We start from the raw sequence: 25,266 nt of genomic DNA, 5'->3' as shown, positions 1-25,266 counted from the left end.
GGCCGGACGGGGGCGGGCGTCGGGTTTTCCCGGGAAAAGACGGACGGATGACCGACCGCTGGACGAAAGCCTCCACGGGTACGCCGGGGGCGTGTCCTCAGACGGCCTCCGAGGCCGCTCCCCTGTCACCGGTGACCTGGCTTTCGACCTCGCCGACGGGACGGATGTGCCTGAGCCGTACGGCCACGAGAAGGGCGGTGCACGCCAGGAGGGCCGCGCTGACGGCGGCCACGATGTGCACCCCGGAGGTGAAGGCCTCGCGGGCCGGGGCGAGCAGTGCCGTGGCGAGTTCCCCGGGAAGGTCGGCGGCCACGGCCGTGGCTCCCGCGATGCTCTCGTGGGCTCTGCCCGCCGCCTCGGCGGAGAGGCCGGGAGGGACGGCGTCGGCGACCTGCGCGCGGTACACGGCGATGCCGACGCTGCCGAGGACGGCGAAACCCAGTGCGGCGCCGAGCTCGTTGCTGATCTGCGGCATCGCCGAGGCCGCCCCCGCCTTCTCCGGCGGGGCGGAGGCGACGACGAGGTTGATGCCCAGTGACAGCAGCGGGCCGCCGCCGAGAGCCCAGACGGCGAAGGCCACGATCAGGATCGCGGGCCCCGAGTCGGCGTCCGCCAGGGTGACCAGCAGCAACCCCGCGACCACGACGACCAGGCCTGCCGCGATGAGGTAGGCGGGACGGATCCGGCGGGCGAGGATCGGGGAGACCATGACGCTCACGGTGCTCGCGGCCATGCCGGGCAGCAGCCCCAGCCCCGCCTGCAGCGGCGACAGCCCCCCGACCGACTGGAAGTACTGCGCGACGAACAGCATGGTCCCGCCCGTCAGCAGGCTATAGGCCAGCAGGCTCACCAGCGTGGTGCCGAAGGCGCGGTCGCCGAACAGGCTCAGGTCGAGCAGCGGGTCGGCCAGCACACGCTGCCGTCGCACGAACGCCACGGCGAACAGCAGGCCCGCCGCGACGGCCACGACGGGCAGCGGCTCCCAGCCGCTTCTGGCGAGCTCCTTGACGCCGTAGATGAACGGCAGGATCGCGGCCAGCGACAGCCCGACGCTGAGCGGGTCGATGCGGCCCGAACCGGGGGCGCGATACTCGGGCAGCAGCATCGGCCCCAGCACGAGCAGGAGCGCCATCACCGGCACGCCCAGCAGGAACACCGACCCCCACCAGAAGTGCTCGAGCATCACTCCGCCGACGATCGGGCCGATGATCGCGCCGACCGTGAAGGACCCGGCCCACACGCCGATGGCCACCCCCATCTGCCTGGGGTTGCGGAACATGTTGCTGATCAGGGCGAGGGTCGACGGCGCCAGCGTCGCGCCCGCGACCCCGAGCAGTGCCCTGGCGGCGATCAGCATCCCGGGACTTGTCGAGTACGCGGACAGGACCGAGGCGACGCCGAACGCGGCGGCGCCGATCAGCAGCAGCCTCCTGCGGCCGATCCGGTCCCCCAGGGAACCCATCGTGATCAGGAATCCGCCGACCATGAACCCGTAGATGTCCATGATCCACAGCTGTTGGACGCCGTCCGCCCCGAGGTCGGCGCTCAGGTGCGGCAGCGCCAGCAGCAGCACGAAGACGTCGAAGGAGACGAGCAGGGTGCCCAGGGCCAGCACCGCCAGCCCGATCCACTCCCGTCTCCCCGCACCGGGTGCCACGCCGTTAACGCTCACGGTCCTCATCCTCTTCGCTCTCACCGCCGAAACCCCGTGCCTTCGCGCGTCTCCACATGCCGCCGCGCGCCGCCGTGTGTCTCCATGTGTCTCCGTGGTGGCCGCCGGGACCTGCCGCTCATACGACGAACGGGGCCGACGGGAATCGACAGCCTTTCGAAGGTTTTCTCCGGCGCGCACGCACGGGATCCGGACGGCGAACCGGGGGCGGCACGAACACGGCGCCGCATTCTCCGGCTCGCCGCCCGGAATCCGCAGGCCGTGACGTGGCCCGTCCTCGGAATCAGCGAAACCATGCGGACGAGACGAAACCCGTATTTTCTGTTCGCGTCGTCAGCCCTCTAGCGAGTATGGGCTCGCCTATTTATCATTGCGACGCACGGACGCGGACGGCGGATCTCTTTTCGCGCCTGCCGTGTCAAAGCACGGGACGTCGCACGGGCCGAAGACTGTGAGGGGCACAGGGGCGCGCGGCGTCGCGTGATTTCTTCGGCTGGCCGGTTCCGTGTGAGCGGTTTCGGCGGGAGCGGCGGGCCACCGCGACCGCACGGCCCAGTGAGCACGAGTCGGCGAGCAACGCATCGGGAAGCCGAGACGAATGCCGATATGAATATTTATCGGCGCATGTCTCGCTTTATCACTGAACATCCGGCTGGACAAGGGTGAGTCAGGTCGCGCAAGCGGCCGTCCGGCCGCGCGACGGGGTGCTTCGGGGTGCTCCGGACGTCGCTGAGTCTTGATCCATGTGGTGCGGCGGGGTCGCAGGCCGTCCGCACCCCCCTGCTGGCGCACCGATTGGGGAACAGATGCTGAACAGACGACGATTACTGACACTCGGCGGCCTCACGCTCGGCGGCGCGTTGGGCGGCGCCGTGCTTCTGCAGACGGGCAGGGACACCCCGGCGATCGCCAACCAGAGCGGGCTCCCGGGGCACGGCGCCCACCACGGGGCGGGCGCCGCAGGCACCGGTGTGAAGGCGGCGCCCGCCGCCGCGCGCGCGGCCGCGCCGTTCTCCGTGCAGATGCCCGTGCCGCCGGTGCTGAGGCCGACGCGGTCGTTTCCCGGCGTGGACGTCTACCAGCTCGCCCTGCGGCCGGCCAACGCCGAGATCCTCCCCGGCGTCAACACCCCGGTGCTCACCTACGGCGGCCAGTTCGTCGGCCCGACCATCAGGGCCAGGACCGGACGCCGGGTGAAGATAACGTACGCCAACCAGCTCGACAGGCCGACGAACGTGCACCTGCACGGCGGTCACGTGCCCGCGAGCAGCGACGGCCACCCGATGGACCTCATCCAGCCGGGCCAGTCGCAGCTGTACGAGTACCCGAACCGTCAGCAAGGCGCGACGCTGTGGTACCACGACCACGCGCACCACCTGGAGGCCGAACACGTCTACCGCGGCCTGCACGGCTTCTACCTGATCGACGACGACGCCGAGAAGAGCCTCTGCCTGCCGAGCGGCCAGTACGATGTGCCGATCATGCTGCGCAACGCCCTGTTCGACGCGAACGGCAACCTGGTCTCCGACACCGACCCGGCGGAACGCACCACGATCATCGCCAACGGGAAGGTCCAGCCGTACTTCCAGGTCGCCGCCCGCAAGTACCGCTTCAGGCTGCTCAACAGCGCCACCGAGGGGATCTTCCGCCTGAGCCTCGGCGACGGCACGCCGTTGACGCAGATCGCCTCCGACGGAGGCCTGCTGCCCGCCCCCGTGTCCAGGAACGACCTGCGGATCACCTCGGGCGAACGCGTCGACGTGGTGGTGGACTTCTCGCGCTACCCCGTCGGCACCCAGGTGTTCCTCAACCACACGACAGGCCCGGTGCTGAGGTTCGACGTCGTACGGCAGGCGCCGGACAACAGCCGCGTCCCCGCCCAGCTGCGCGCGCTGCCCGCGCTGCCCGCCGCGACGGTCGTCCGCGAGGTGTCGCTCGGCACCGACTTCTCCGGGGGCGGCCCCATCCCGGTCGGCGTGGTCAGCGGCAAGCCCTTCGACCCCGAGCGGGTCGACATCCAGATCAAACGGGGCACCACGGAGATCTGGAACGTCACCAACGCGGACGGCGAGTACAACTTCACGCACAACTTCCACATGCACCTGGTGCAGTTCCGGGTGCTGGGCCGCAACGGCGGGCCACCGACGGCGGACGACGCGGGGCGCAAGGACACGCTGATCATCCCGCCCGGCGAGTCCGTGCGCGTGCAGGCGACCTTCTCCGACTACGTCGGCCGCTACGTGTACCACTGCCACTTCCTGGAGCACTCCGCGATCGGGATGATGGCCCAGATGGAGATCGTCCCTTAGCCGGGACGCGAACGCCCTGAGACGACGGGCCGGGACGGCGCGGTTCACCGCGCCGTCCCGGCCTTCGCGCGTTCCGGGGAGGCGACGGGATCGCAACGGGGGAGATGCGCCACGAGCCGCCGCGCTGCCAGGCTCGACGACGGAGCGGCGGACGGCGACCGCCCGGCTGTCCCGGGAGCGTCCGGTCCGCGCGGCCCGCGTGCCGCCGCCCGGACGGGCGGCGGCACGGGGCGCTGCCGTGTCGATCACCGAACCGGAGGCGGATCCCCATGACGACGGTCGAAGAGCGGGACGCGGGCATCGCGCTTCCAGGGGAGGCGGCGTTCGACGCCGCGACGCGGGTCTTCAACCTCGCCGGGCCCGCGCGCCCCGCGGCGGCGGTGACGGCCCGCGGCGTCGACCAGATCAGGGCGGCGATCCGCCACGCGGCCTCGGAGGGGCTGACGGTGCGCGTGCACACGACCGGACACGGCTCCGTCGCCGGACGCCCCATGGGCGACGCCGTGCTGATCCGGACGGAGCTCGAGGGCGGTGTCGACATCGACGCGCGGCGTCGCGTCGCGCGCGTCCCTGCGGGGACGCTCTGGGGCGCGGTGGTCGAGGCCGCGGCGGCTCACGGGCTGGCCGCGCGGCACGGCTCAGCCGCGACCGTCGGCGTCGTCGGCTACCTGCTGCGCGGCGGCCTGAGCTTCTACGGCCGCAGGTTCGGGCTCGCCTCCAACGGCGTCAGGGCGATCGAGCTGGTCACCGCCGACGGCGAACTGCGGCGGGTCGACGCCTCCTGCGACCCCGAGCTGTTCTGGGCGTTGCGCGGCGGCGGCGGGGGCCTCGGGGTGGTGACCGCCGTCGAGATCGACCTGTTCCCCGCCTTCAGGGTCGTCACCGGGGCGGCGTTCTGGCCTGTCGCCCACGCCGGCAGACTGATGCGCGTCTGGCGGGAGTGGACCCTGGACGCCCCCTGGGAGGTGACGACGTCCCTGCGGGTGATGAACCTGCCTCCGGTGCCGGGAGTGCCCCCCGTGCTGGCCTCCGGGACCGTCCTGTGCGTCGACGGCGCGGTGCTCGGCGCGACCGAGGAGGACGTGCCCACCGCGCGACGGCACGCCGACAGCCTGCTCGGGCCGCTGCGCTCCGTGGCCGAGCCGCTGCTCGACACCTGGGAGCTGACCACGCCCTCGGCCGTGCTGCGGGCGCACATGGACCCGCCGGAGCCGGTCGCCTTCCTCGGCGACCACATGCTGCTGTCCGAGATCGGGGAGGAGGGCGCGGCGGAGTTCCTGCGAGCGGTCGGTCAGGGGTCGGGATCGCCGCTGGTCATCGCCGGGCTGCGGCAGCTCGGCGGCGCCTACTCGGCGCCGGACCCGGCGGGAGGCGCGCTCGGGCGTCTTGACGCCCGGTACTCCTACTCGGGATCGGGGGTGCCGGTCGACCCGGACGTCGCGCGGTCGATCCTGGACCACTGCGCCAGGGTGCGCGCCGCGCTCGCCCCCTGGGACACGGGCAGGACCGCGCCCACCTTCGTGGAGCACTTCGAACAGCCGCAGCGTCACCTCGACCCGGAGCAGGTGGAGGCGGTGGACCGGGTCCGCGCGCGCGTCGATCCGTCAGGACTGTTCAGGGGCGACATCGCCCCCAACACGTCCGCGGCGTACTGAACGCCGACGCCCGGCTCGTCCGGCCCGGAGAGAGTACCCCTCGCAGGGGCGATGAGGACACAAGCTGCTGTATGGCAGCCCCCACAGCGCCTAGCGGTCATGCTGGGCGGGGTCGTCGCTGTAGTAGGAGGTGGCCAGCGTGACGCCGGGGGCACTGCCTATTCGCCCGCGCCAGGTGCCGATCGGAACACGTACCGTCCCCTGTCGAAGTCCAGCGTCCATGCGTACGCCTTGAGGAAGCCGTACGTCAGTAGGCCGTCGACGCGTATGCCGCCGAAGGACTGCCACGGCGTCGTCCGCGACCTCGCGACGGCCACGAGCGGGTCCCGCCGGGTGAGCGGGCCGAGAGACACCGGCTCGGGGCTGTCGAAGTGCGGGCGGCCGGTCAGGTGACGCGGGACACCCCAGGCGCGGTAGTGGCGGGGCGTGGTCAGCAGGCAGGCCTGACGCGGCGGCTCCACGGCGTCGTCCAGGTAGACCAGGCCCGAGTCGATGAAGAAGGTGAGGTCGTCGCGTGGGCCGAAGCCGCCGCGCGCGAACATGAAGTGATCCGCCCAGAGGTAGAAGCCGAACTCCGCCGCCACAGGACTGTCCGCGAGGAGGTGGGAATGCTCGATGGCGGCGTCGGGGCGGCCTCTCGGGGAGAGGATGAGGCGGTTGCGGGGGTGGTCGACGGTGGACAGGAACTGTTCCAGGACGTTGGTACCGATGATCACCAGGTCCTGGGGGCCGACGAGGGTGGAAAGCACCGCGACCGGCACGTTGGTCAGCGATGCGGCGCCCAAGCGCAGCTCGGCGATGATGCCGTGACGTAGCTCGGCGCGCTGCAGCCCGTGAGAGCTGGTGCCGCCCGGGGTGGTCACCACACCTGCCTCCGCGGCGCGTCGTGGTCCCATGACGACGAACGTGCCGCCGGTGTCGAGATGCGCCAGTACGTCGACGCCGTCGACGGTCGCCGCCACGGCCGGAAGGTACGGCGTGAGCTCGTGGTCGGCGAACGGAAGGACGGTGGTGCCGTCCAGCCGTACCCCTAGCGGGCGGGTCAGCCTGGGGTCGAGCACGCGCAGCGCCTGCTCGACGGCCCGCGGCCGGGCGTTATGGCGCCGCCGTACGTGCTCGATGGCCCGATCGGGGCGGCCCAGATGCAGCCAGGCCTCGACGACCGGCTCGTCCAGCGCCCTCGGCGCGCGGCCCGCCGCGGCGAGGGCGTCGTAGTGGGACAACGCCTTCTCGTAGGACTGTTTCACGGCATGGCACAGGAAGAGCAGGTGATCTCGGGAAGAGCCGGACAGGACCTCTGCGTGGCGCTCGCAGCCCTCCACATCGCCTCTCGACCAGGCCCGCCACGCCGGCCGGGAAGGGGCGTCCAGTAATCCGCCCAGAGCGCCTCTCATTCGTGTTCCTCCTGGGGTGACTCGGCGGTGCCGAGATCCATGGCGATGGCGACCATCGTCATCAGCGGTACGACCGCATGGGGCGCGATCGCGTACTCGCCGCGCCGTGGCTGGACGAGCAGGCCCGCACTCTGCAGGTCCTTGAGGTGGTGGTACAGGTGCCCGGTCGAGGTCTCGCCGAGCGCCTCCTGAAGCTCCCTGCGCGTCCGCGGCTTCTTGAGGAGGGCGGCGAGCAGGGCCAGACGCGGTCGGCTGCCGAGGCGTTCGAGCAGGGTCGCGGCCGCGGCCCAGTGCGCGTCCGCCACCTCGCCGGCCGCGTGCTCCATCGCCCACATGTAGTCGCGGTCCTCGAAGGTCACCGCGCCGCCGTACATGACCGTGCCCGGGCGGGCCTCCCCTCCGGCTCTGGACCGGATCAGATCGAGCAGGTCGAGCGGCGCGTCGACGACGGGCCGCGGCGGGGTGTCCGCGGGGGGTGGCCGGTCGGTGGGCGCCTCCTCCAGGAGGGCGACCCGGCGCTCAAGCTCCGCGACCCGTTCTTCGAGCAGTCCCATGGGCGTCCCAGCTCCTTTGTTCTGTTGTTCCGTATTTCCGGAATCACTGAACTATAGCGCTTGGGAGCCGCCATGCAATAACCATCGGGACCGTTCGGTACAAGGGGTTTCCTGGAGGATCCGCTGACGGTGTCCTGGCCAGTGGATGACACCGACAGCTGGAGCGAGCGGCAGCTGACGCGCCGGTTCCGGGCCTTCCTTCACGGCCGGGCCTGGACGCACGCCGAGGGGCCGGTGGCGCTGTTCGAGCAGTCGGTGGCGTGGCTGCGGCGGCATCGGGTGCTGTGCCGAGGTCACCGTGCTGGTACGGCTGGTGGGCGGCGTGCGGGAACGGGCCGATGTCCGCGTGCACACCGTGGTGGCCGAACAGGTGCGCCGCGCCGATCCGAACCTGCCGGCCGCGCTGCCGGACCTGCTGGTGGTGCCGGAGGGGTCGCGCATCTCGGAGTCGGAGAAGCTGCGGCAGGCACCCAAGCGCACGCCAGGGACGGAGATGGTGCGGGCGCTGCAGCGAGTGGACAATGGCCGCCTTCGGGCTGGGCCGGCAAGGGAGTACGACCCGCTTCACACCCGTCGGCCCGTACTCCCCAGTTCACCCGCCTTCACCTGTCCCCGGTTCACCCGCCCTGGTTCCGCCCCCGGTTCACACGTCGGCGACCGCGGGAACCACGTGTTTGCCGATGGCCTCGACCTGCCGGACCGGGTCGGGGCCGGAGACGATGCCGATCGCCGTCTGGATGCCCGAGGCGGCGAGCCCGCGCAGCTGCTCGACCAGCTCACCGGCCCCGGCGGCGTCGTCGCCGACCGCGAAGGGGAAGATGCACGTCTTCTCGATCGCGTCGTAGTCGCGTCCCTCGTCCTCGCAGTGACGCCGCAGGACGTCGAGCTTGTGAGGCAGGTCCGGCCCCGGATAGAGGTTGCAGGCGTCCGCGTAGCGAGCGACCAGACGCAGGGTCCTGCGCTCGCCGCCGCCGCCGATCATGATTGGCGGATGCGGCCTGGAGAGGCTCTGCGGAAGGTTGAGCGGCCGTTCGAGACGGTAGTGCTCGCCCTCGAAGGGCCGCTCGTCGCCGCGTTCGCCGTGCCACATGCGCAGACATACCTGGATCGCCTCCTCAAGCCTGGCGAACCGCTCGCCGAGGGGCGGGAAGGGGATGCCGAGACCGACCGCCTCCTCCTCGTACCACCCCGCGCCGACGCCCAGCATGGCCCGGCCTCCGGAGAGGACGTCCAGGGTCGTCACCGTCTTGGCGAGCACGGCGGGCTCCCGGAAGTGGACGCCGGCCACGACCGGCGCGAGCAGGCAGCGCCGCGTGTGGGCGGCGATGACGGCGAGTGTGGTGAAACACTCCAGTTCCGGTTGTTCCGGGCCGCCCGCGTGCGGCCCCTGCCAGAGGTGGTCGCCGACGCCGATCAGGGCGAACCCGGCGTCGTCCGCGGTGCGGGCGATGTCCGCGAGCGTGTCCGCCATCCGCGCGGGCCCGCCCTCCCAGGCGTAGTCACCGAGTTCCAAGCCAACCTTCACGCCGCGCCTCCCGATGGGCTCTTGACGATGTCGGCTCCCGCTCGCACACGCGCGGCGGGGCCGGGAAACGGCCGAAGGCGGGGCGTGCTCCGGACGGCGCGTCCCGCCCGTGCGAATCGGTCGGCCCACGTGCCGGACGCCCACCGCGGACCTCGGCGGACCTCAATGCTGGCATTGGGGACGTGGCGGGGCTTCTCCCAGAATGCGGCGTTGGAAACGGTGTGCGGGCGGAGTCCGGCGGTCCCGCCGAGTCCCCTCCACAGGTCCTGCACAAGACCTGTGCAGGACCTGTGCGGGCCCCGCGGCGAGGAGTGCGGCCCGGTGACCGTGAGCGCAATCCAGGAGATGCGGCGCGGCCGGAACCGGGCCGACGATGTGGGTCGGGAGGCGGTGTCACGCATCGCACGACGGCGAAGGAGAGACCGGTGCCCCAGGCGGACAGGTGGGATCTGCTGGTAAGGCGGGACGATCTCGGGGCGAGTGAGGTCCGGCAGGCCCCTGCACCCCGCCTGCAGCCGGGCGAGGTCGACCTCGCCGTCGAGAAGTTCGCCCTGACGTCGAACAACGCCACCTACGCGCGCCTGGGCGAGTTCTTCTGGAACGCCTTCCCCGGGCCCGAGGGATACGGGCGGGTCCCCGTCTGGGGGGTCGCGCGCGTCGTGGACTCCCGTCATCCCGACATCGCCGTGGGCGGCCGCTACTTCGGCTACCTGCCGATGTCGACGCACCACGTGGTGGCGCCCGAACGCACGGCGTGGGGATTCACCGACACCTCGCCGCAGCGCGACTTCATGCACGGCTGGTACCGGAGTTACCGGCTCGCCGAGGAATCCGACGGCCTCGACGACCGCCGGACCCTCATCCGGCCCATCTACCCCGCGTCGTTCAACCTCGCCGGCTTTCTCGCCCGGCAGGCCTCGCTCGGCGTCAGGTCCGTGGTGATCACCAGTGCCTCCAGCAAGACGGCCATCGGGCTGGCCGACCGGTTGTCACGCGGCTCGGAGCTGTCGACCTTCGCCCTCACCTCGCCCCGCAACACGGCGTTCGTCGCACGGCTCGGCCTCTACGACACCGTCGTGCCGTACGACGAGTTCGCGTCCGTCGCGATCACTCCGCCGATCGTCCTCGTCGACTTCACCGGCGACACCAAGCGGCTGACCGCCCTGCACGAGCGTTTCGCGGGCGAGCTGTCCCACACCGCGCTCGTGGGCTACACGCATCCCGAGGCGGTGGTCGTGCAGCCGGAGATGCCGGGGCCCAAGCCGGAGATATTCTTCACCCCCGCCGTCGAGGAGCAGACCATGGCGGAGGAGGGCGAGGACGCCTACCGGGCCCGTTACGAAGCGGCCGAGGAGCAGTTCGTCGAGACCACTGCGTCGTGGCTCACCGTCAGGCACCGGCGGGGTCCGGAGGCGATCGCCGACGCCTTCGCCTCCCTGCTCACGGGAGAGCAGCCCCCGGACGTCTCCCACGTCTTCAGCCCCCGGTGACCGTCGCCTTTTCGGCCTCCTCAGGTCTGGTGGGACAGCAATTCAGGAGATGCACCGCGAACCCGCCGGGTGTGACGCTGAGGCGGGCAGGAGCCGGTGGACGTACTCGACCCGCTCGTTGACGACATCCCCGTGTGTCTCCGGCCGCTCCGCATCGAACCCCCCTCCTAGAGCCTCGTCGGAGCAGGAGCAACCGTGACACAGAACGCAGAGCAGGTAGGCACTCCGGCTCCCAGGGACGACGGGCCGGTCAAGCAGGCACAGGCCGTGACGACCGGCGCCCCGCCGCGGTGGTGGCGCCGCCCCTGGATCATCCCGCTGGTGCTGGTCGTCGCCGGTTTCCTGATCTTCCAGCTCTCACCGTTCGCCGGTGTGGCGGAGAGCCAGGCGCCGATCCCCCCGCACGACGGATTCCCGCTGTACTACCCGTTGCTGATAGCGCACATGGCGCTCGGCACCGTGGCGATGATCGCCGTCTGTCTCCAGGTCTGGCCGTGGCTGCGCCTGCGCCACCCGGCCGTTCACCGCGTCAGCGGACGCCTGTACGTCCTGGGGGCGCTGCCCGGCGCGGTCATCGGCCTGGTGATCATGCCGTTCGCCCCGCCCGTCGGCCAGATCGGCGTCAGCATGGCGACGATCCTGTGGTTCGCCACCACTCTGGCGGGGTTCGTGGCCGCCAGGAGACGCCGGTACGCCCTGCACCGCCGTTACATGCTCTACAGCTTCGCGCTCGTCATGAACAACGTCTGGGGCATCGTCATCGTCAACACGGGTCTGGCCGTCGGCGACATCAGCATCAACTACCTCCTCGAGGCGGCCCGCTGGGTGGGCTGGGTGGTCAACCTCATGCTCGTGCAGTGGTGGCTGTACCGGACCGCGGGACGGCGCGTGGTCTGACCAGGACAGGTCCCGCCGGGGAGGGCACGAGGGCACGGCCGCCGACCGTGGAGGGCACGACCGGAAGAGGACATCGCGAGCGGCGCCGGCGCGGACCCGGGCCGCCGAGCCGAACATGACCCGAACACGACCAGCCGGTCGGGGACGTCGTACCGCCGGCCATTGGAGGTGCGAAATGACCGACACGGAGCAGCGCGGGTTCCCTGCCGGGGCCGAGGAGATCGCGGGATCGCGCATCCCGCCGTTCGGCCTGGCCACCATCCCCGCGGGCGACCCCCGCTACGAGAGCATGCGGCGCGGCACCAACCACCGGTTCGCGGCCAGGCCCGACTACGTGCAGGTCGCGACCACGACCGAACAGGTCGTCGAGGCCGTCGGGACCGCCGTCGCCGCGGGGCGGCGGATCACGGTGCGCAGCGGCGGACACTGCTTCGAGGGCTTCTCCGCCTCGGAGGGCGGGGTCCTGCTCGACATGTCGGAGATGACCAGGGTCTACTACGACGAGCGGCGGCGCGCCTTCGCGATCGAGCCGGGTGCGACCCTGGGCCACGTGTACCGGGTGCTGTTCAAGGGGTGGAACGTGACCATCCCCGCCGGGGAGTGCCCCGAGGTCGGGGTCGGCGGGCACTTCGCGGGCGGCGGCTACGGCCCCCTGTCGCGCAGCCGCGGCGCGGTCGTCGACTACCTGTACGCCGTGGAGGTCGTGGTCGTCGACCAGGCGGGGAAGGCGAGGGCCGTGGTGGCCACCCGTGAGCCCGACGACCCGCACCGGGACCTGTGGTGGGCGCACACCGGTGGCGGCGGCGGCAACTTCGGCATCGTGACGCGCTACTGGGTGCGCTCCCCCGGCGCGACGTCGGACGACCCCGCGGAGCTGCTGCCCAGGGCGCCGCGCATGTGGCGCAGCGGGATGGTGTTGTGGCCGTGGGAGTCGACGACGGAGAAGGACTTCACCAGGCTCCTGCGCAACGTCGGCGACTGGTTCGAACGCAACAGCGCCCCCGACTCCCCGTACGCGAAGATCTCCGGCTACTTCTACGGGACGCACCGTTCCGGGGGGATCCTGTCGGTGGGGTCGATGGTCGACGACGACGTGCCCGACGCGGAGAAGCTGGTGAACGCCTACTTCGACGCGGTCTCGGAGGGGGTGGACGCCGAGCCTGTCCGCATCCAGACGGTCAAGCCGTGGCTGTACTTCGCGGCGTACCCGAACTGGGGCGACCCGGGCACCCCGGACACCCGCCGCATCAAGATCAAAGCCGCCTACCTGCGCAGGGGCTACACCGACGAGCAGATCACGACCGCCTACCGGCACCTCACCTCCGAGGGTTACAACCCGTCCCAGCTGATCCTCATCGGGTACGGCGGGCAGGTGAACACCGTCGCCCCCGAGGCCACGGCGACCCCGCAGCGCGACTCCATCCTGAAGGCGGCCTACATGGCGGTGTGGGGGAACGAGGCCGACGACGACGCCAGCATCGCCCGGCTGCGGGAGTTCTACCGCGACGTCTACGCGAGCACCGGCGGGGTGCCGGCGCCGAACGAGTTCAACGACGGCTCCTACATCAACTATCCGGACGTCGACCTGGCGGACCCGGCGTGGAACACCTCGGGGGTGCCGTGGCACACCCTGTACTACAAGGAGAACTACCCGCGCCTGCAGGAGGTCAAGAGGCGCTACGACCCTCGTGACGAGTTCCACCACGGCCTGTCGATCCAGCTGCCGTCCTGACCCGTCCCCGCCGCCCCCTCCTTCGGGAACGCGGCGGCGGCGGGGACCGGGGTGTCGCCGGCGCGCCATGTCAGTAAGGTCATGGCCATGCCGTTCACCGCTGTGATCTTCGATTTCTACGGCACGCTGACGCCGAGCACACCGGCTCACGTGTGGGACGCGCACGCGGCGCGAAGCGCGGCGCCGCTGGGCGTTCCCCCCGCGAGGTGGCGCGCGGCGCTTGACGCCTCCTTCCCCGAGCGGGTCGTCGGGGGCCTCGGCGATCTGCGGGACACCTTGCGCGAGCTCGCCCGCCGGTGCGGGGCCGAGCCCGACGACGTGGCGCTGGCCGCCGCCTGCGCGGCCCGGCTGGAGGCGCAGCGTGAGCTGTTCGTCCTGCGGGAGGACGCCTCACGGACGCTGGCCGCGCTGCGTGCCCGCGGGCTGCGGGTGGGCGTGCTCAGTGACTGCACGGTCGAGCTGGCCGGATCGTGGCCGTCGCTGCCCCTGTCCGGCATGGTCGACGCGGCGGTGCTGTCCTGCGAGGTCGGCATGCGCAAACCGGACCCCGGCCTGTTCGACCTGATCTCCCGGCGGCTGGGAGTCGTCCCCGAGGAGTGCCTGTACGTCGGGGACGGCGGCGGCGACGAGCTGACCGGCGCGTCGAAGCACGGCATGCGGGCGGTCATGCTGCGGGCCGAGGACTGGGCGGACAACGACGCGCACAGCCGGGAGAACGACTGGCCGGGCCCCTTCCTGCCCTCGCTGTCGGCGGTCGCCGGGCTCCTCGACCCGCCGCCCGCCTGAGACCCCTCCTCACGCCCCGTCCTCGAGCCACGTCCGAGGACGGCCTCCGTCCGGCGTCGCCGCCTCGAGGAGGAGGGCGCGCACGGCTCCGGCGAAGCCCGCCGGGTCGTCGTGGATCCAGCGGTGGCGCGCCCTCACGCCTGGGCGGCCGGGTCCGGTCCCGCGTGCCTGAGGCGGAGCCGCATCCAGGTGGTGAGGCGGGTGTCGGGGTCGGTCAGGTCGAAGCCGTCCGCGGCGAGCCTGCGGATCCGGTAGCGGAGCGTGTTGGGGTGCACGCCGAGACGCCGGGCGGCGGCGCGGACGTCCCCGTGGCACTCGATCCACGCCAGCACGGAGTCCTCGGCGTCGGGCGGCACCGGATCCGCCTCGCGCAGGAGCAGGTCGGGATGGTCGTCGAGGAGCGAGCGCAGCTCGGTGAGCGTCGCCGCCGCGCGGACCTCGTCGATCGTGGCCACGGTCGCGCCGGAGGCCCGCAGCACGGCCAGGGCCAGATCGGCCTGGCGGCGGGAGCGCGGCAGGGCGTCCGCGCCCACCCTGCCGCCGACGGCCGCCACCAGGCGGCGGCGCAGGCCGAGCCGCCGGACGAGGTCGGCCGCGACCTCCCTGAGCGTCGCGAGGTCCGCCGTGGGCATCAGGCAGTAGACGGTGTCGTCGCGCAGCACGCAGGCGGCCGGCCGCCGGTAGGCGTCGAAGTAGGTGGCGACGCCGTCGAGAAGGTGCTCGCCGAGCGGGTCGTCCCCGCCGACCGGCTCGGCCACGGCCAGCACCGCGATCCCCGAGTCCGGGTCGAGGCCGAGACGACGGCAGGCGCTCCGCGGACGTCTGCCGTCCAGGGCCTGCCCGACCAGCTCGCCGCGGCGCTCGCGGTCGACGGTCCTGGCCGCCCGCGCCCGCAGCAGGTGCGCGCCCGCCAGCCGGGCGAACTCCTCCACGAGCACCAGCCTGTCGTCGGAGAGCTGGTCCCGCCCCTCGAGGACCCAGAGCATGCCGAGAGGCTCCGGTCCGCTGCGGACGCCCACGCCGACCCGCCAGATCGGGTGCTCGGCGGTGTCGTACGGCGCGCCGGTGGAGAAGCGCAGTGCCCGGCCGCTGGTCAGCAGCAGCCGCCGTGTCTCCCGCGGCGCGTTCTTCGCGGGCACGGTCCTGTTCAGGATGACGTCCCGCTGCAGGTCGTCGTTGACCTGGCCGGGCACGGCGGAGTAGGCGAGCAGCCGCCACTGCGTGTCCACGATCTCCACCGGCCGGTCGAGTGTCTCGGCGACGACGTTCACCAGCGCGTTCAGATCGCCGACCGGGACGCTGCCGAGGTCTCGGCTCGGCGTCGCGACCATGCTGTCGCCCAGCAGGACCGCGTCCTCCACCAGGGTGTGCAGGTGGCTCCAGGTCATCGCCGACTCCAGCGCGACCAGGGCCACGCCCGCCTCGGCCGCCGCCGCGGCCAGCGGGGCGGCGCTCGCCGCGTCGGATCGGAGCACGGCCGCCGCCACGCCCGTCAGCCCGCGGATCGTCCGGGCGGCCCCGGGAGCGTCGGCGGTCAGCCCGACGAGCAGGGCCATCGCCCCCGGGCGGGGCGGGGCGGGGCTCAGCGGGTCGTGGATCGCGGGCCCGGCGATCGGGACCTCGGTTCCGCGCGGCGCGGCGACGACCGTCACATAGCTCGCCCCGATCCGCTCGATCACCTGCGCGAGTGACGGCTCGAGGTATTCGACCTGCTCCATCCGTGAAGTATCGGCCAAGGACCGCGATGGTTCTTCGTCCGATCGGCCAAGGATTTTCGGTCGGCCTTCACCCAGGGTTGGCGCATGAACAATTCCTGGGGCTCAGTGCGGATCCTCCGGGACGCGTACGGCACGCCGCTGATCGACGCCTCCACCGAGCCCGCCGCCTACTTCGGGCTCGGTCACGCGCAGGCGGAGGACGACCTGCACGGCGTGCTCAGGCAGTACCTCCTGGTCCGCGGCGAGCTCGGCGAGCCGGACCGGGACGCCAACCAGCGGCGCTGGCAGGTGCTCGAAGAGGCCCGGCGCGGCTTCGACGGCCTTCCCGACGACCTGCGCGCCTGTTACGAGGCCTTCGTCGCCGGGATCGGCGCGTGGATGGACGAGCATCCCGAGCAGGTCCCCGCCTGGGCTCCGCCGCTGGAGCCCGCCCTGCCGATCGGCGTCAACCGCACGGTCATGCTGTTCTGGATCATCACCGACGGCGTCGAGGCGCTTCGCGCGGCCGGTGTCGTCAAGGCCGACGCGACCTCCGAGAAGGAGGTCGGCTTCGCCCCCCTCGGCTCCAACGCCTGGGTGATCCGGCCGTGGCGGACCGCGACCGGCGAGACGATCCTGGTCAGCGACCCGCACCTGCCCTTCGGCGGAGCCTTCGGCATGTACGAGGCGGTCGTCAGGGCCGGTGATCTGCACTACTCCGGGTTCGGCTTCCTGGGGGCCATGCTGCCCCCGCTGGCCCACAACCGGACCTGCGCCTGGGGCCTGACCACCGGGGGGCCGCGCGTCGCGGACGCCTACCGGATCGCCGTGGACGGCGACGTCTACCTCTACGACGGCGAGCCGAGGAAGGTCCTGCGGCACGACGGCCAGGAGTACGTCGTCCACAACGGCGTGGTCGCGCCCGTCCTGGCCAGGGACGACGAGGCGGTCTACGTGGTGTGCACGCCGTACATGGGGCTGGCCGGGGAGACCGAGCGGCAGTTCATGGCCATGGTGCGCGCCCGTGACGTCGCCGGGTTGCGCGCGGCGTTCGAGGCGTGCGCGTTCCCGCCGCAGAACGTGCTGGCCGCCGACGCCTCGGGCGACTGCTTCTACCTGCGCACGGGGCGGGTGCCGGTCAGGGCCTCCAGCGAGGGCGGCGTGCTGGACGGGAACACCTCCGCCACCGCCTGGCTGGGCGTCCGCCCGGCCTCCGACCTGGTCCAGATCTCCAACCCCGCCTCCGGGTATCTGCAGAACTGCAACACCGCCCCCGACACCGTCACGCCCGATCCGGCCCTGGCCTCCGAGCGCTGGCATCCGGACGTCTTCAACGACGAGCCCGGCCGTACCACGAGCCGGGGAAGACGCAGCGGCGAACTGCTGCCCCGGGCCTTCTCCGTCGACGTCCCCGAGGTGACCGCGTGGGCGGTCGACGACCTGTGGCCGGACACCGCCGTGTGGCAGGCGAGGCTCCTGGCGGCCGCGTCCGGGGAACCCGGCCGGGTCCGCGGCTGGCCCGGCGGGCATCGGCGGCTCCTGCACCGGCTGCTCGCCTTCGACGGCCACGCCTCCCCCGAGTCGACGGACGCGACGGCCTGGGTCTCCTGGCGGACGCGGATCTCCGGCGACGACCTCCTGGACGCCGTCGAGCGGGCCGCGCAGGCCGTGCCCGACGGGGTGTACAGGACCTACGGGGAGGAGCACCGGCTGCTGCCGGGTGTGCCAGGGCGCGGGGGCGCGCTGGAACTCGACGTGTCCCTGCGCTCGACGTACTACGCGCAGGGCATGGCCTTCGCCGGAGGCCCCTGCCTGCGGATCGTCGCGCTGGGCGGGCACGGCATGCGGTCGTGGAGCGTGTCGATGCCCGGCCAGGCCGAGCTGTACAGCCGTGGCGAGGTCAAGCCGATCGTCTTCGACCCGTCATGAGGCTCTATCCCGTCATCGCGGTCGGCATGCTGGCGATCACCGACGCGTTCGTGAACCAGGCGCTCAGCGTGCTCGCGCCGGACATCACCGAGTCGCTCGGCGTCTCGACCGGCGTGCTCACCTCCCTGCTCGCGATCCAGCTCCTCGCCGTCGGCGTCGCCCCGTTCCTGATGGCCACGCTGGTCAGGGGCCGTCCGATCCGCGCCCTGGTCTCCATCGTCACCGGCCTCACGTGGAGCGCCGCCACCTTCGCGATCGCGTTCGCCGGCGACGTCTGGACACTGGGCGCGCTGCTGCTGGTCAGCGGCCTGGCCAACGGCAGCCAGATCGCCCTGCACTCGCCGCTGCTCGCCGACCTCTACCCGCCCGCCGTGCGCGGCCGCGTCCTCGCCCTGTACGGCGCCGCGATGCCCACCGGCGCGATCCTGAGCCCGCTCACGGTGTCGGCGCTGGCGGGATGGCTCCAGCTGGACTGGCGGGCGGTCTACGCCGTGCTCGGCGTGCTGTCGCTGCTCGGCTGCCTGTCCGCGCTGAGGTTGCGCGACCCGGGGATCGGACGCTACGACGACGTGACGACCGGCCGGGGAGGCCTGTCGCGTTCCCGGACGCTGCGCCGCGTCTTCGCCGCCTTCGTCGCCTACGGCATGCTCCTCGTCCCCGCCGTGACGTTCCTGTCCGTCCATCTCAAGGAGCGCTGGGGCCTGGGGACCGACGTCCGGGGCCTGTTCTCCGCGTCCTGCTCGGCCCTGGCCATCGTCGTGCTGGTCACGCTCGGGCGGCGGCTGGACGCGATCTTCCAGTCCGACGCCCGGAGGGTGCCGACCGTCACCGCCTGGGTCGTCGCCTGCTCGGCCCTGGCCTTCGCGGCGGGCGCGGTGGCTCCGGTCCTGCCCCTGGCGCTGGCCGCCTTCCTGGTCGGCCTGGTCCTGACCCCGCTGATCCTCCCGATGATCACAATGATCATGATCGCGGTGACCGCCCCCGGCGGGCGCAGCTACATGGCCGGCCTGTTCGGCGTCGGCCTCGCGGTCGGCGGCCTGATCGGGGCCGCGCTCCTCAGCACCGTGGAGAAGGCGTACGGCACGGCGGGCGCGGTCGCCTCGGTCGCCCTGCCCGGCCTGGTCGCCGGGCTGATCGTCGCCTCGACGGCCCGTACCATCCGCACCGACCTGATTCCCGTCCGGGAGGAGAACCTCGTTGTCTAGTGTTTTCGGCGAACCGGGATACGCGCCCCTGCCGGACGGGCGGCGGCTGCACCACGTCAGCCAGGGCGAGGGGCGTCCCGTCGTCGTCCTGGAGTCCGGGCTCGGGGCCTCCCGCGTCGAGTGGGGGCTGGTCATGCCCGCGCTCGCCGAGCGCACCCGGGTCGTCGCCTACGACCGGGCCGGGCTCGGCCGCAGCGACCGTGACCCGCACCGCCGCGACCTGGAACGCATGGTGGAGGACCTGGGGCACCTGCTCGACCACCTGGGCGAGGACCGGTACGTCCTGGCCGGGCACAGCCTGGGCGGGCCGATCATCCGCTCCTACGCGGCCGCCCACCCGGAACGGGTGGCCGGGCTCGTGCTCGTCGACCAGGCCGCCGAGGACCTGGACATCTACTACCGGAAGGACGTCCGGGCCATGACGCTGGGGGTCCAGTCCGTCATGGCGGGGCTCGCCGCGCTCGGCGTCAGGGTCGTCCCGGCCGAGCTCCGCCGCATCCTCGCGCTCTTCCCGCCGGACATGCGGGCCGAGGCGCTGGCCGAGATGACCCGCCCGTCCGAGTTCCGCGCCACCCTGGCCGAGTACGCCGCCCTCGCCGAGGGGTTCGCCCGCCTGCGGTCGTCGCAGGCCGCGCTGCCGCCGGTCCCCGTCACGGCCATCAGCGGCGCGCTCAGCCCCAGCAAGGTGGAGAGTCGTGTCCGCCCCGATCTCGTGGCCAGCCACCGGCGGCTCGTCGAGGCCCATCCCCACGGCCGTCACGTCCTGGCCGAACGGTCGGGGCACATGGTCCCCCAGGACGAGCCCGGCGTGGTCGTCGCCGAGATCCTCCGGATCGTCGCCGGACCCGTCTGACGGGAGCCGGAGGACGGGACCTCAGTCCACGGCGAAGCAGTGGGGGCCCCGGGGGCCGGGGCCGCGGCAGTCGGCGTGGTAGCGGTCGAGCCGCCGCTGCGCCTCCTCGTTGGCCTGGGCGAACCGCGCGGCGGGGTCGGCTCCGCGGGACAGCACGTCGTCCATGGCCTGGGTCATGGCGTCGTGCGTCCCGGCGAAGTCCCCGAGCAGCGCCCCCAGCGAGCCGGGAGCGCCGTGCGCCCCGTTGACCTGGTCGCCGGCCACCCGGTGGTAGGGATGCTTGTCGAACCAGCCCTCCCCCTCCAGCAGGTCGAAGGAGGCCCGGGTGATCGGGATGAAGCTGGTGGACTTGTGCCACTCGGCGGCGTTGGCCGGACTGTTCAGGTACTGCATGAAGGCCAGCGCCCCGTCCTGGGTCGCCTGGTCGAGCCCGTCGGCCAGCCACAGGGAGGTTCCCGCGATCACGTTGCCGCCGTAGGGGACGTCGTCGTTGTACGGCAGGCGGCTCACCTCGACGCCGAATCCGCCGTTCTCGCCCGCCTGGACCGTGTTCGTGACGTCGATGGACGAGCTGAACCTGAACACCACCTGCTGGGTCGCGAACGCCTGGAAGGTGCCCAGCCAGTCGGCCGTCTTCCCGCTGTGGAGGTAGTGGCCCTCGCGGTGGAGGCGCCGCCACCACCTGGCCCAGGCCAGCATCTCCTCCGAGGCGAGGTTGACGGTCAGGGGCCGCCCCGAGCGGCCGTTGCCGTGGTCGGCGAGCAGGCCGCCCTGCATGGCGATCGCCTGCTGGAAGAGGGTGCCGTGGTTGGCCCAGGTGACGGCGTGGGGCGGCCCCTGCGGGAGCCTGGCCACCGCCTCGCAGGCGGCCTCCAGCTCGTTCCAGGTCCGTGGGACCCGGGATACGCCCGCCGCGTTGAGCAGCGTCGTGTTGGTGTAGAGCAGGCTCGTCGTGGCGACCGTCGGCATCGAGGTGAGGTCGCCGTCGTAGGTGTAGTAGTCGCGGAGCGGAGGCTCGATGTCGTCCAGCACGACCGGCTCGCCGAGGATCTCCTTGCGGCCCGCGACCGCCTTCTCGACCGAGGTGAACAGCGGCCTGCCGTCCCGGGTGAGCGCGTCCCTGGCCGCGAGGGTGCCGGAGTAGTAGTACTCGGCGACGGCCGGCGGGCGTCCCCGCTCGGCCGCGTGGTGGACCTCCTCGGCGATCCTCCTGTAGTGGTGGCCCTCGATGTTGATCCTGTACTCCGGGTGCGCCCTCTCGAACGCCTCCCCCAGCCTGATCAGCGGGTCCATGTAGCCGGGGAAGGTGAGGTCGGCGAGCCAGACGTCGACGACGGTCCTGCTCTTCACTGAACGTCCTCCTTGTTGGGCGCGGCGGTGGGCACGCGATGAACACGCGACGGGCAGACGGCGGGCAGGCGGCGGGCACGGTCTCACGGGCCGGGGCGGGGAGCGGAAAACGGTCCTGGCGTGCCCCTCCCGAGGCGGGGGTCAGCCGTTGAGCAGGCCGTTCCTGGTGTGGCGCATGTCCTCGAAGGCGGACAGGTCGGGCACGGTCCAGCCGTTCAGGTCGTACTCCCCGAGGCACTCGTCGACGAACGCCTTGTAGGCGTCGACCTGTCCCGTGGCCGCCTGTCCCAGCAGCAGCTCGACCCGGGTGTTCTCGTGACTGCCCGCGTAGTTGAGCTCGTACAGCTCGTGCCGCCCGCCGAACTCGGTGCCCACCGCGTCCCACAGCAGTTTCATCAGTTTGACCCGTTCGACGGCGTCGACGCCGTTCGAACCGCGGACGAACTTGTCCAGGTAGGGGCGGATGTCCGGATTGTTGAAGTCGTCGGCGCTGGAGTTGATGTAGATCAGCCCGCTGGCGACGTCCTTCAGCACGATCTCCCTGATCCTGGGGTAGCCGACCTGCATGAACCACCGGTAGGCCATGCCGTACTGGGAGTTGGGCAGCACCGCGCCGTTCCGCCACGGGACGGGGTTGCGCGCGGCGGCGTCGGAGAGGGCCCAGAAGAGGTTGCGCCAGGCCAGGACCTCGCCCAGCCTGCTCTGCACGCCCCGGAAGTCCTTGGTGCCGGTGATCTCGAGCGCCTTGGCCAGCAGGCCCGCGATGAACTCCAGTTTCACCGCGAGGCGTGTGCACCCGTGGAAGGTGAAGCGCTCGATGAAACCGGAGTGCCCGGTGAACATCTGGACCTTGCTGACGTCGCCGTAGACGAAGACGTTCTCCCAGGGGATGAGGACCTTGTCCAGCACGAGGATGGTGTCGTTCTCGTCCAGCCGCGAGGAGAGGGGGTAGTCGAACGGGCTGCCCATCACCGCGGCGGCCGCGGTGTAGGAGGGGCGGCAGATCAGCTTCATCCCCGGCGCGCCCATCGGCACCGTGGCCACCAGCGCGAACTCCCGCTTCTTGATCGGCAGGCCGTAGTGGGCGATGAAGTTGTAGTGGGTGAGCGCGGATCCGGTGGCGACGACCTTCGCCCCGCTGACGACGAGGCCCGAGTCGGTCTCCCTCTCCACGTGGACGAAGACGTCGGCGACCTCGTCCGGCGGGCGGTTGCGGTCGACGGGAGGGTGGACGATCGCGTGGTTCCAGTACAGGACCTTCTCCTGCGACTCCTTGTACCAGCGGCGCGCGTTGTCGGCGAAGGGCTCGTAGAAGTCGGCGTTGGCGCCGAGCGTGCCGAGGAAGGACGCCTTGTAGTCAGGGCTGCGCCCCATCCAGCCGTAGCTCATGCGCGCCCACGCCGCGATGGCCCGCTGGTCCGCGACGAGGTCGTCGGCGCTGTGCGGGGTGGTGAAGAACCTGTGGGTGTACCCGTCCCCGCCGGTGTCGGTCGGCGCGGTGAGGACGTCACGTTTGTCCGGGTCGTGCAGCGCGTCGTAGAGTCTGGCCGTCATCCTGATGGGGTTGCGGAAGGCCGGGTGGGTCGTGGGGTCCTTGACGCGTTCGCCGTATATGTAGATCTCACGGTCGTCACGCAGGCTCTCGACGTACTCGTCGCCGGTCAGCGGGCGTGTCCTCGGCCGCTCCCCGGCCGCTCCCGCGGCGACGTCCGGCTGGTCGGTCATCGGGCTTCCCTCCCCATCTCGCACCTCAACTCCTCCATGAACCGGTGGCCGTCGGACGCCCTCGCCCGCGGGAACGCCGAAGGAGCCCGCGATCGGCCGCCCGGCCCACGGACCGCCCGCACCGGGGCGGCGCGTGCCCGTCCGCCTTCTCTCCCTCCTCGTGACGGGGTTTTCGCTCACACACGTTCCCGCGGCGCTCGGGAACCGGAGGAAGACGACAGGGACCGGGAGGTGAGTCCGCCGCGGACCTCAATCGTGGCACCCGGGACCTGAGGGGGCTTCTCCCAGATTGCGGCGTTCCACCGGCGCGGATCCGCACCGCCCGGCTCGCCGTCGACCAGGGGCGCGGCCGGGCGCGACGGCCCTGGGAGGCGGGATGCGGGAACAGCGCAATTCCAAAGATGCGGCCCCCGGCCCGCGAGTGGGACGGTCGGGTGGTGAGCGTCGGCGGCGGTCGTCGCCCCCGCGTGAACCGGTTCCCAGCCGCCCTGCGGAGCCCGTGGGCTTCGCGCCTCCCGTGACCGCCGGAACGGTCCGTGACCGTACGGGCGGACGGGCGGGTCACGGCTCTCAGTTTCTCGTCTGATCGTTCCTAGGAGGATATGGTGTTGACCGCCGATGTTCCGACGCGGGAGCAACTGGTCGGCCGCGCGTCCGAACTGGCCCCGCTTCTGCGGAAGAACGCAGCCTGGACGGAGGAGAACCGGCGCCTGCACGACGAGTCGATCGAGGCGCTGGCCGACGCCGGCGTCTTCAGGATGAGGGTTCCCACCCGTTACGGCGGCTACGAGTCCGACACGCGCACCCTCGTCGACGTGGCCGCCGAGCTCGGCCGGGCGGACGCCTCCACCGCGTGGACGGCCTCGGTCTACTGGATCCCCACGTGGATGACCTGCCTGTTCCCCGACGAGGTGCAGGACGAGGTGTTCTCGACCCCTGACGTGCGCGTGTGCGGGACGCTGAGCCCGACCGCGATGGCCGCCCCCGCGGACGGCGGCGTCGTGGTCAACGGCAAGTGGGGGTTCATCAGCGGCGCCCTGCACAGCCACTGGCAGGAGATCGTGGCGATCCTGGTCGGTCCCGAGGGCGAACCCGCCCCGATCATCGCGCTGGTCCCCACCTCGGAGCTGCAGATCGTGGACGACTGGTACACCTCGGGCCTGAAGGGCACGGGAAGCGTCAGCACGATCGCCCAGGACCTGTTCGTCCCGCAGGAGCGCGTCCTGCCGCTGGGCGCGGTGCTGCAGGGGCAGCACGCCTCGAAGCTGAACGCCGACGCCCCGATCTACCGGGCGCCGCTGCTTCCCGTCGCCTCCGCCTCCTCCGTCGGGGCCGTGCTCGGGATGGCCAGGGGCGCCATGGACGCCTTCTTCGAGCGGCTGCCGCAGCGCAAGATCACCTACACCTCCTACGCGAGCCAGGCCGAGGCCCCGCTGACCCACCTGCAGGTCGCGGAGGCGACGATGAAGATCGACGAGACGGAGTTCCACGCTCACCGCCTGGCGACGCAGGTGGACGCCAAGGGCACGGAGGGCGTGACCTGGACGCTGGAGGAGCGGGCGAGGGCGCGGGCCGACGTGGGCGCCGTCTGCCGGCTCGCGAAGGAGGCCGTGGACATCCTGAACACGGCCAGCGGCGGTTCGTCGATCTACAGCGACGTGCCGATCCAGCGGATCGCGCGGGACATCCAGGCGGTCAACCTGCACGCCCTCATGCACCCGAACACCAACGCCGAACTGTACGGGCGGATCCTCTGCGGCCAGGAGCCCAACAGCCTGTACATCTAGCCGGGCGCGCCCCCTCCGCGTCCGGCCGGACGCGCCTCCGGCCTCCCGATCGACGGCAGCAACCCTCCCCCGCACCAAGGAGAAAGTGAAGATCATGACCACGACCACTCCCTCCGATGCCGACAAGGCCGCCGTCGCGGCCCTTCCCCAACGTGTCGTCGCCGCCTGGGCGCAGCACGACCCCGAGAGCTTCGCCGGTGTCTTCACCGAGGACGGAAGCATGATCCTGCCCGGTCTCTACCGCAAGGGCCGGGAGGAGATCCGCTCGTTCATGGAGGCCGCGTTCCAGGGCCCCTTCAAGGGCACCAAGGTCACCGGGCAGCCCATCGACATCAGGTTCTTCAGCGACGAGGCCGGAGTGCTGATCACCCAGGGCGGCGTGCTGGCCCCCGGGGAGACCGAGGTCTCCGACGAGCGCGCCATCCGGGCCTCCTGGGTGGTCGTCAAGAGGGATGGCCAGTGGCAGCTCGCCGCCTACCAGAACAGCCCCGCCCTGGAGCTCTGACCCTGGTCGGAGCCGACCACGATCGCGGACCATGCGCCGCCCCGGCCACACCGGCCGGGGCGGCGCTGCGCGTCTCACCGTCTCACCCGCCCGTGCCGCCTGTCTCCCGCCCGTGACGGGCCTTCCCGTCCCATGACGAGGTCCGGCCGGTGGGGCTGGGCGCTCCACCGGCCGGACTGCCGTGTTCCCTTCCTCGCCCGG

The 25,266-nt window shown here is 71.9% G+C and carries 18 protein-coding genes; 11 read left to right on the top strand and 7 right to left on the bottom strand.

The annotated features are described in order from the left end of the window. Positions 1 to 97: 97 nt before the first annotated feature. Positions 98 to 1,681 (bottom strand): MFS transporter, encoded by a 1,584-nt coding sequence (locus PKF00_RS28055; RefSeq protein WP_425582156.1) that lies wholly within the window; start codon positions 1,679 to 1,681, stop codon positions 98 to 100. 797 nt (positions 1,682 to 2,478) lie between these two features. On the opposite strand from PKF00_RS28055, the gene PKF00_RS28050 reads away from it, so the two are divergent. Beyond that, positions 2,479 to 3,981 carry a multicopper oxidase family protein gene (locus PKF00_RS28050; protein WP_271220649.1) on the top strand — a complete coding sequence of 501 codons (1,503 nt, stop codon included), beginning with the start codon at positions 2,479 to 2,481 and terminating at the stop codon, positions 3,979 to 3,981. A gap of 269 nt (positions 3,982 to 4,250) precedes the next feature. Next, positions 4,251 to 5,636, top strand: coding sequence for an FAD-binding oxidoreductase (locus PKF00_RS28045; protein WP_271220648.1), 1,386 nt, complete (start codon positions 4,251 to 4,253; stop codon positions 5,634 to 5,636). Between the two features lie 158 nt (positions 5,637 to 5,794). On the opposite strand, the gene PKF00_RS28040 is transcribed toward PKF00_RS28045, so the two are convergent. The 3 genes from PKF00_RS28040 to PKF00_RS28030 all read right to left on the bottom strand — a co-directional run bounded on the left by PKF00_RS28040 (position 5,795) and on the right by PKF00_RS28030 (position 9,109). Further along, a complete protein-coding gene (locus PKF00_RS28040) occupies positions 5,795 to 6,883 on the bottom strand; it encodes a retropepsin-like aspartic protease (protein ID WP_271220647.1) in 1,089 nt (362 codons plus the stop codon). A gap of 143 nt (positions 6,884 to 7,026) precedes the next feature. Beyond that, positions 7,027 to 7,584 (bottom strand): helix-turn-helix domain-containing protein, encoded by a 558-nt coding sequence (locus PKF00_RS28035; protein WP_271220646.1) that lies wholly within the window; start codon positions 7,582 to 7,584, stop codon positions 7,027 to 7,029. Positions 7,585 to 8,227: 643 nt separating this feature from the next. After that, a complete protein-coding gene (locus PKF00_RS28030) occupies positions 8,228 to 9,109 on the bottom strand; it encodes an LLM class F420-dependent oxidoreductase (RefSeq protein ID WP_271220645.1) in 882 nt (293 codons plus the stop codon). 425 nt (positions 9,110 to 9,534) lie between these two features. Between PKF00_RS28030 and PKF00_RS28025 the strand changes: the two genes are divergently transcribed. The 4 genes from PKF00_RS28025 (at position 9,535) to PKF00_RS28010 (ending at position 14,014) form a co-directional block, all read left to right on the top strand. Next, positions 9,535 to 10,599, top strand: a complete 1,065-nt coding sequence (locus PKF00_RS28025; RefSeq protein WP_271220644.1) for a DUF2855 family protein — start codon at positions 9,535 to 9,537, stop codon at positions 10,597 to 10,599. 195 nt (positions 10,600 to 10,794) lie between these two features. Continuing rightward, on the top strand, positions 10,795 to 11,496 hold the full coding sequence (locus PKF00_RS28020) for a DUF2306 domain-containing protein (RefSeq protein ID WP_271220643.1): 702 nt from the start codon (positions 10,795 to 10,797) through the stop codon (positions 11,494 to 11,496). 175 nt (positions 11,497 to 11,671) lie between these two features. Further along, complete coding sequence (locus tag PKF00_RS28015) at positions 11,672 to 13,228, top strand: FAD-binding oxidoreductase (RefSeq protein WP_271220642.1); 1,557 nt, start codon at positions 11,672 to 11,674, stop codon at positions 13,226 to 13,228. An 87-nt stretch (positions 13,229 to 13,315) separates the two neighbouring features. Beyond that, the gene (locus PKF00_RS28010) at positions 13,316 to 14,014 is read left to right on the top strand and encodes an HAD family hydrolase (protein ID WP_271220641.1); all 699 of its coding nucleotides are present in this window, start codon (positions 13,316 to 13,318) and stop codon (positions 14,012 to 14,014) included. 134 nt (positions 14,015 to 14,148) lie between these two features. Here PKF00_RS28010 and PKF00_RS28005 read toward each other — a convergent pair whose 3' ends face one another. Beyond that, positions 14,149 to 15,732: a PucR family transcriptional regulator gene (locus tag PKF00_RS28005; protein ID WP_271220640.1), complete on the bottom strand. Its 1,584-nt coding sequence runs from the start codon at positions 15,730 to 15,732 to the stop codon at positions 14,149 to 14,151. Positions 15,733 to 15,816: 84 nt separating this feature from the next. On the opposite strand from PKF00_RS28005, the gene PKF00_RS28000 reads away from it, so the two are divergent. From PKF00_RS28000 to PKF00_RS27990, 3 genes are read left to right on the top strand one after another with little or no spacing between them, the layout of a single operon-like run. Beyond that, complete coding sequence (locus PKF00_RS28000; protein ID WP_271220639.1) at positions 15,817 to 17,640, top strand: penicillin acylase family protein; 1,824 nt, start codon at positions 15,817 to 15,819, stop codon at positions 17,638 to 17,640. After that, positions 17,637 to 18,845, top strand: coding sequence for an MFS transporter (locus PKF00_RS27995; protein WP_271220638.1), 1,209 nt, complete (start codon positions 17,637 to 17,639; stop codon positions 18,843 to 18,845). The genes PKF00_RS28000 and PKF00_RS27995 overlap by 4 nt, the downstream gene beginning before the upstream one ends. After that, positions 18,838 to 19,698, top strand: coding sequence for an alpha/beta fold hydrolase (locus PKF00_RS27990; RefSeq protein WP_271220637.1), 861 nt, complete (start codon positions 18,838 to 18,840; stop codon positions 19,696 to 19,698). The genes PKF00_RS27995 and PKF00_RS27990 overlap by 8 nt, the downstream gene beginning before the upstream one ends. Positions 19,699 to 19,719: 21 nt before the next feature. On the opposite strand, the gene PKF00_RS27985 is transcribed toward PKF00_RS27990, so the two are convergent. Both PKF00_RS27985 and PKF00_RS27980 read right to left on the bottom strand, forming a co-directional pair. After that, positions 19,720 to 21,048 (bottom strand): extracellular solute-binding protein, encoded by a 1,329-nt coding sequence (locus PKF00_RS27985; protein ID WP_271220636.1) that lies wholly within the window; start codon positions 21,046 to 21,048, stop codon positions 19,720 to 19,722. A gap of 141 nt (positions 21,049 to 21,189) precedes the next feature. Beyond that, positions 21,190 to 22,773 carry a 4-hydroxyphenylacetate 3-hydroxylase family protein gene (locus PKF00_RS27980; protein WP_271220635.1) on the bottom strand — a complete coding sequence of 528 codons (1,584 nt, stop codon included), beginning with the start codon at positions 22,771 to 22,773 and terminating at the stop codon, positions 21,190 to 21,192. A gap of 602 nt (positions 22,774 to 23,375) precedes the next feature. On the opposite strand from PKF00_RS27980, the gene PKF00_RS27975 reads away from it, so the two are divergent. Together PKF00_RS27975 and PKF00_RS27970 are read left to right on the top strand one after the other, a co-directional pair. Next, positions 23,376 to 24,560: an acyl-CoA dehydrogenase family protein gene (locus PKF00_RS27975; protein WP_271220634.1), complete on the top strand. Its 1,185-nt coding sequence runs from the start codon at positions 23,376 to 23,378 to the stop codon at positions 24,558 to 24,560. 94 nt (positions 24,561 to 24,654) lie between these two features. Next, entirely contained in the window at positions 24,655 to 25,065 is a 411-nt protein-coding gene (locus tag PKF00_RS27970; RefSeq protein WP_271220633.1) for an SgcJ/EcaC family oxidoreductase, read from the top strand. Positions 25,066 to 25,266: the final 201 nt, after the last annotated feature.

This window comes from Streptosporangium carneum (genome assembly GCF_027922005.1).
Classification (GTDB): Bacteria; Actinomycetota; Actinomycetes; order Streptosporangiales; family Streptosporangiaceae; genus Streptosporangium; species Streptosporangium carneum.
The sequence above is the reverse complement of the archived record's forward strand: the minus strand, read 5'-3'. Positions and strand labels throughout refer to the sequence as shown.

Coding starts and splice junctions, on each gene's coding strand:
- PKF00_RS28055 (WP_425582156.1), bottom strand. CDS start 1,681: ATGAGGACCGTGAGCGTTAACGGCGTGGCACCCGGTGCGGGGAGACGG.
- PKF00_RS28050 (WP_271220649.1), top strand. CDS start 2,479: ATGCTGAACAGACGACGATTACTGACACTCGGCGGCCTCACGCTCGGC.
- PKF00_RS28045 (WP_271220648.1), top strand. CDS start 4,251: ATGACGACGGTCGAAGAGCGGGACGCGGGCATCGCGCTTCCAGGGGAG.
- PKF00_RS28035 (WP_271220646.1), bottom strand. CDS start 7,584: ATGGGACTGCTCGAAGAACGGGTCGCGGAGCTTGAGCGCCGGGTCGCC.
- PKF00_RS28015 (WP_271220642.1), top strand. CDS start 11,672: ATGACCGACACGGAGCAGCGCGGGTTCCCTGCCGGGGCCGAGGAGATC.
- PKF00_RS28010 (WP_271220641.1), top strand. CDS start 13,316: ATGCCGTTCACCGCTGTGATCTTCGATTTCTACGGCACGCTGACGCCG.
- PKF00_RS28005 (WP_271220640.1), bottom strand. CDS start 15,732: ATGGAGCAGGTCGAATACCTCGAGCCGTCACTCGCGCAGGTGATCGAG.
- PKF00_RS28000 (WP_271220639.1), top strand. CDS start 15,817: ATGAACAATTCCTGGGGCTCAGTGCGGATCCTCCGGGACGCGTACGGC.
- PKF00_RS27995 (WP_271220638.1), top strand. CDS start 17,637: ATGAGGCTCTATCCCGTCATCGCGGTCGGCATGCTGGCGATCACCGAC.
- PKF00_RS27980 (WP_271220635.1), bottom strand. CDS start 22,773: ATGACCGACCAGCCGGACGTCGCCGCGGGAGCGGCCGGGGAGCGGCCG.
- PKF00_RS27975 (WP_271220634.1), top strand. CDS start 23,376: ATGGTGTTGACCGCCGATGTTCCGACGCGGGAGCAACTGGTCGGCCGC.
- PKF00_RS27970 (WP_271220633.1), top strand. CDS start 24,655: ATGACCACGACCACTCCCTCCGATGCCGACAAGGCCGCCGTCGCGGCC.